At 57.3% G+C, this 5,699-nt stretch carries 6 protein-coding genes; 4 read left to right on the top strand and 2 right to left on the bottom strand.

Annotated elements, in window-relative coordinates; translation table 11 throughout:
* Nucleotides 1–81 precede the first annotated feature (81 nt).
* Together ACK13D_RS21965 and grxB are read right to left on the bottom strand one after the other, a co-directional pair.
* Nucleotides 82–645 carry a lipoprotein gene (locus tag ACK13D_RS21965; protein WP_010246390.1) on the bottom strand — a complete coding sequence of 188 codons (564 nt, stop codon included), beginning with the start codon at nucleotides 643–645 and terminating at the stop codon, nucleotides 82–84.
* Nucleotides 646–759: 114 nt separating this feature from the next.
* Nucleotides 760–1,407, bottom strand: a complete 648-nt coding sequence (gene grxB / locus ACK13D_RS21960; RefSeq protein ID WP_010246388.1) for a glutaredoxin 2 — start codon at nucleotides 1,405–1,407, stop codon at nucleotides 760–762.
* A gap of 299 nt (nucleotides 1,408–1,706) precedes the next feature.
* Here grxB and rimJ point away from each other — a divergent pair, with 299 nt between their 5' ends.
* From rimJ to murJ, 4 genes are all read left to right on the top strand, one after another.
* Nucleotides 1,707–2,297 (top strand): ribosomal protein S5-alanine N-acetyltransferase, encoded by a 591-nt coding sequence (gene rimJ, locus ACK13D_RS21955; RefSeq protein ID WP_418797028.1) that lies wholly within the window; start codon nucleotides 1,707–1,709, stop codon nucleotides 2,295–2,297.
* Between the two features lie 16 nt (nucleotides 2,298–2,313).
* Nucleotides 2,314–2,952, top strand: coding sequence for a YceH family protein (locus tag ACK13D_RS21950; RefSeq protein WP_187494389.1), 639 nt, complete (start codon nucleotides 2,314–2,316; stop codon nucleotides 2,950–2,952).
* 1 nt (nucleotide 2,953) lies between these two features.
* Nucleotides 2,954–3,874, top strand: coding sequence for a Gfo/Idh/MocA family protein (locus ACK13D_RS21945; protein WP_187494390.1), 921 nt, complete (start codon nucleotides 2,954–2,956; stop codon nucleotides 3,872–3,874).
* Nucleotides 3,875–3,996: 122 nt separating this feature from the next.
* Nucleotides 3,997–5,535, top strand: a complete 1,539-nt coding sequence (murJ, locus tag ACK13D_RS21940; RefSeq protein ID WP_010246379.1) for a murein biosynthesis integral membrane protein MurJ — start codon at nucleotides 3,997–3,999, stop codon at nucleotides 5,533–5,535.
* The last annotated feature ends 164 nt before the right edge of the window (nucleotides 5,536–5,699 follow it).

Raw genomic sequence — 5,699 nt, 5'->3', positions numbered from 1 at the left:
GGAACCGCGTAGCGGCGCGAGGACCGCCAGCCCCTGCCCGGCACCAGACTGCGTTGTCACCTGTCGCTTAACTGACTGGCATTACTGCGTAAAGGGAATAACCAGTTCGCCAGGTTTCACTTCCAGTCCTTTGGCAAATTTCTTCGCCAGCGACTCGCCTTTGCTGCGGTCGGCGCTGAGCACGTAAGCCGGCTTTTGATCAAAGTAGTTTTTCAGCGACTGATTCAGATAAGGCGTCAGCGTTTTCATAATGGAGGCCATTTTTTCCGGAGCAACCTGCGCATCAACAATTTCCAGATCGCGCAGATAGATTGCACCCTGCTGCTGGTCATAGACCGGCTGAGCACGCATCTTCAGTTGCATATCGGCCTGCTGCGGACCAAACAGTGACGTCACATTGATTTTAGCATTGCCAGAGAGCGTCACTTTACCTGGCTCTTCACGGCCAATCTGACTGGTCAGGTTGTTCAGGACGATGTGCGCATTAACCAGCCCGGAAACGCCAATATCTTTCTCATAGTTGTTGTGCTTCTGCAGCGCCTGGTTTACTTCCTGTTCGCTGATGGTGTATTGCGTCAGTTGATTACAGCCGCTCACCAGCAGCGCGATCAACAGGGCAGTCAGCCCGAAAAAAGCCTTTTTCATCGATCTTTATCCTGAATATCAGAGCCAATAAACAGGCCATAGCCTGCCTGAATGCGTAGCGGGTGTCATCAGGAAAGAGATGAGAAACGCCGCAGCGTCTCTCATCGGGAGGGGTTAGTGAGCTATCGAGGAGAGCAGATTCACCTGGGTCTGTTTAGCCATGTTATCGCGGTAGTCAGCGACCCGGCTCGGCCAGTCGATTCCGGCCACCAGCGTCAGAGAGCGCAGCAGCGGGAAGAGATTAAAATCATCTTCGGACAGCTCGCCATTCACCGCATTGGGCTGGACGATTAATTTGTCCAGCTTGCGCAGATCGTCGCTGACGTTCTTAATCAGGCCGGCAGAATGACTTTTCAGCGTGTCGAAATCACCGATGCTCGCCTGCTTTTTGTTGCGGAAATAGTCACGCGCCTCCGGCGTCGCGAATTCGGCAAACGCCGCCTCTGCAATACGCGGCAGCAGCAGTTTATTGACATAGCTGTTCATGTGACGCAGCCAGTCGCCGATCGCCGGATTCAGCGCGCCGATGATCAGCGGTTCGCCATCCTGCTGATCGACATAGTGTACGATCTCCATACTTTCAGGCATCGCGCTGCCATCCTGCTTCTGCAGAATGGGCGCCATTTTCTGTCCGATCAGTCGTTTCGGCGTCTCTTCATCGTCGTTGAGCATTACCACCAGCTCAACCGGTTTGTTTTTCAGGCCAAAAATCATTCGCGCTTTAACGCAGAAAGGGCAGTGGTCGTAGATATAGAGCTTCATCCTGATCTCCCGGATTTTACAGGTTTAGTGTTTAACAGAGTGAATCAATTCATCCTGCTTTCGGGCTCGTAAAAAGTATGGAAGAGATTACCCCACAGGGCAAACCTGCCTGTCAGGCACGCTGCAGGATCCGCTGCTGATGCTGCCTGCAGCAGGGGTTATCCGCGGTGCGACCCGAGCAAAATCAGCCTCTTTATCGCTAAACCGCTGTAACGTTTTACCGGAGCCCAGGCGGCGGTTATAGTGAAAGCCGGGTAATGACGGCTCATCTCTATCAGCCATTGATTTCAGGAGTCAGGATGTTTGGCTATCGTTCTGCCGCGCCCAGGGTGCGATTAACCACCGATCGGCTGGTGGTCCGTCTGGTTCACGAGCGTGATGCCTGGCGAATGGCAGATTACTACGAGGAAAACCGCCTGTTTTTAAAACCGTGGGAGCCGGTGCGTGATGACAGCCACTGCTACCCCTCGGGCTGGCAGGCGCGGCTTGGGCTGATTTCCGACATGCATAAGCAGGGTTCGGCCTTCTATTTCATTTTAATGGACAGCGATGAAACCGAAGTGAGGGGAGTGGCGAACTTCAGCAATGTGTTGCGCGGATCCTTTCATGCCTGTTACCTCGGCTATTCACTGGGTGAAAAGTGGCAGGGGCAGGGGTTCATGTTCGAAGCGTTGCAGGTGGCAATCCGCTATATGCAGCGCCAGCAGCATATTCACCGCATCATGGCTAACTACATGCCGCACAACCAGCGCAGCGGCGATCTGCTGGCGCGACTCGGTTTTGAGAAAGAGGGTTACGCGAAAGATTATCTGCTGATCGACGGACGCTGGCAGGATCACGTGCTGACAGCCTTAACCCTGCGGGAATGGACGCCTGACCGGCGTGGATAATAATGAGGATGCGAGCATGAAGATGACTTTATCGGCGCAGGCGATGCGCGTGCTGGGCTGCCTGCTGGAGAAGCAGGTCACCACGCCGGAACAGTATCCGCTGTCACTGAATGGCGTGGTGGTGGCCTGTAACCAGAAATCGAACCGCGAGCCGGTGATGGAGCTGAGCGAAAGTGAGGTACAGAATCAGCTCGATCAGCTGGAAAAACGGCATCTGATCACCGCCAGCAGCGCAGCCGGGCAGCGGGTCGTGAAATATGAGCAGCGTTTCTGCAACTCCGCGTTTGGCACACTAAAGCTTAACAGCGCAGAAGTCGCTCTGTTGACGCTGCTGTTACTGCGCGGGCCCCAGACGCCAGGCGAACTGCGTACCCGCAGCGGCCGTCTGCACGAGTTCAGTGATGTCAGCGAAGTTGAGCAAACGCTTGAAGGATTGATGCAGCGCGACGACAGTGCTCAGGTGATCCGTCTGTCGCGTGAACCTGGCAAGCGCGAAAGCCGCTTTATGCATCTGCTGGGCGATGAGCGTGACCAGCCGCAGGCCGCAGACGCGTCGGAAGAGCAGGGCGATCTGGCAGCGCGGGTCGCAACGCTGGAACAGCAGGTTGCAGCGCTTCAGACACAACTCACCCAACTGCTGCAACCGGAGAGCTGAGATGACCTTACGTATTGGCGTAGTGGGATTAGGCGGTATCGCGCAGAAAGCCTGGCTGCCGGTGCTGTCGGCGACGACGGACTGGACCCTGGCTGGAGCGTTTTCCCCGAACCAGGCCAAAGCCCGGCCGGTCTGTGACAGCTATCGCATGCCATATTTTGGTTCGCTGAATGAATTAGCCGCTGCCTGCGACGCGGTCTTTGTCCATAGCAGCACCGCCACGCACTATGAAGTGGTCAGGGCGCTGCTGCTGGCAGGAAAGGATGTCTGCGTCGATAAGCCGCTGGCTGAAACCCTGGAACAGGCTGAGGCGCTGGTGGCGCTGGCGGAAAAACGGCAGCGTAAACTGATGGTGGCGTTTAACCGGCGGTTTGCCCCGCGCTATCAGCAGCTGCGGGCGGAGATGGCTAGCGCGACTTCTCTGCGGATTGAAAAGCACCGTAGCGACAGCGTCGGGCCACAGGATCTCCGCTTTACCCTGCTCGATGACTACCTGCATGTGGTGGATACCGCCCTCTGGCTGGGCGGGAAACCCTTTCGCCAGGTTCAGGGACGCATCGACACCAACGAACAGGGGCAGATGCTCTATGCCGAGCACCATTTCGCTGTTGAGGGCTTGTCGATTACCACCAGCATGCACCGGCGCGCAGGCAGTCAGCGCGAGCGGGTCAGCGCAGTGTGTGACGGCAAGTGCATCGACATCAGTGAGATGCGCGACTGGCAGGAAGAACGGCGTGACGGGCTGCTGATTACGCCACCGCCCGCCTGGCAGAGTCATCTGACCCAGCGCGGTTTCAGCGGTGCGGCTCGCCATTTCATCGACTGCGTACAAAATCAGACGAAGCCTGAAACCAGCGGTGAGCAGGCGCTGATGGCGCAGCGTGTGGTGGAAAAATTGTGGCGTGAGGCGACGCAGGAATAACGCCTTGTAACACTCCATGCTGGTCATTTCCCTCCGTGGCAGTAGACTGTCGCCGGGCATCTTCTGGGTGCCCGCGCTAATTCTCCTTTTTTGCCGATTCTTTTCAGGATGCGCCGTCAATTATGAATTTGTTGAAATCGCTGGCAGCGGTCAGTTCTATGACCCTGTTTTCCCGCGTACTGGGCTTTGCCCGTGATGCCATCGTGGCGCGGGTGTTTGGCGCCGGAATGGCGACCGATGCGTTCTTTGTTGCGTTTAAACTTCCCAATCTGCTGCGGCGTATTTTTGCTGAAGGCGCCTTTTCTCAGGCCTTCGTGCCCATTCTGGCTGAATATAAAAGCAAGCAGGGCGAAGAGGCAACGAAACTGTTCCTGGCTTACGTCTCGGGCCTGCTGACGCTGGCGCTGGCGCTGGTCACGGTGGCGGGCATGATTGCTGCGCCCTGGGTCATCATGGTGACGGCACCCGGCTTTGCCGACAGTCCCGATAAGTTTGCGCTCACCAGCTCGCTGCTGCGGGTGACCTTTCCCTACATTATGCTGATTTCGCTGGCGTCACTGGCGGGTGCGGTGCTGAACACCTGGAACCGCTTCTCGGTACCGGCCTTTGCACCGACCCTGCTGAACGTCAGCATGATTGGCTTTGCGCTGTTTGCCGCGCCGCACTTCCACCCACCGGTAATGGCGCTGGCCTGGGCCGTCGTGGCTGGCGGCGTGCTGCAACTCGGCTATCAGCTGCCACACCTGAAGAAACTCGGGATGCTGGTGCTGCCACGCCTGAATCTGCGTGATGCGGGCGTCTGGCGGGTCATGCGTCAGATGGGACCTGCCATTCTGGGCGTTTCTGTCAGTCAGATCTCGCTGATCATCAATACCATCTTCGCCTCGTTTCTGGTCTCAGGTTCGGTCTCCTGGATGTACTACGCGGACCGCCTGATGGAGTTCCCCTCGGGTGTGCTGGGCGTGGCGCTGGGCACCATTCTGCTGCCGTCGCTGGCCAAAAGTTTTGCCAGCGGCAACCATGATGAATATTCCCGGCTGATGGACTGGGGTCTGCGCCTCTGTTTTCTGCTGGCGCTTCCCAGCGCGGTGGCGCTGGGCATGCTCTCCGGCCCGCTGACCGTGGCGCTGTTCCAGTACGGCAAATTCACTGCCTTTGATGCACTGATGACGCAGCGCGCCCTGATCGCCTACTCCGTCGGACTAATGGGGCTGATCGTGGTCAAGGTGCTGGCTCCGGGCTTCTATTCCCGTCAGGACATCAAAACGCCGGTTAAAATCGCGATTATCACGCTGATCATGACGCAGGTAATGAACCTGGCGTTTATTGGTCCGCTGAAACACGCCGGTCTGTCACTGTCTATTGGGCTGGCAGCCTGTCTGAATGCGTCGCTGCTCTACTGGCAGCTGCGTAAGAAGAATATCTTTATGCCGCAGCCGGGCTGGAGCAGCTTCCTGATCCGCCTGTTGATAGCCGTAGTGGTGATGGCAGGCGCGCTGTTTGCCATGCTGCAGTGGATGCCAGCCTGGGAGCAGGGATCGATGCTGTGGCGGCTGCTGCGCCTGGCCGCGGTCTGTGGTGTGGGCGGCGGGGCTTACTTCCTGGCGCTGGGGCTGCTGGGCTTCCGGCTGCGCGACTACGCGCGTCGCACCGCTGTGTAAGGTTTGCCACAATGAGTAAACTTAACTCCCTGTGAAAATACAATATCAAAGCGAATCGTAACCGAGGGCCTAAATCACGCCATAAAAAATCCCGCATCAGGCTTAATGCCAGTCAGTTAAGCGACAGGTGATAACGCAGTCTGGTGCCGGGCAGGGGCTGGCGG

This window comes from Pantoea sp. K16, from assembly GCF_048452805.1.
Classification (GTDB): domain Bacteria; phylum Pseudomonadota; class Gammaproteobacteria; order Enterobacterales; family Enterobacteriaceae; genus Pantoea; species Pantoea agglomerans.
Note: the sequence above shows the minus strand (reverse complement) of the source record. Positions and strands in the feature narration are given on the sequence as shown.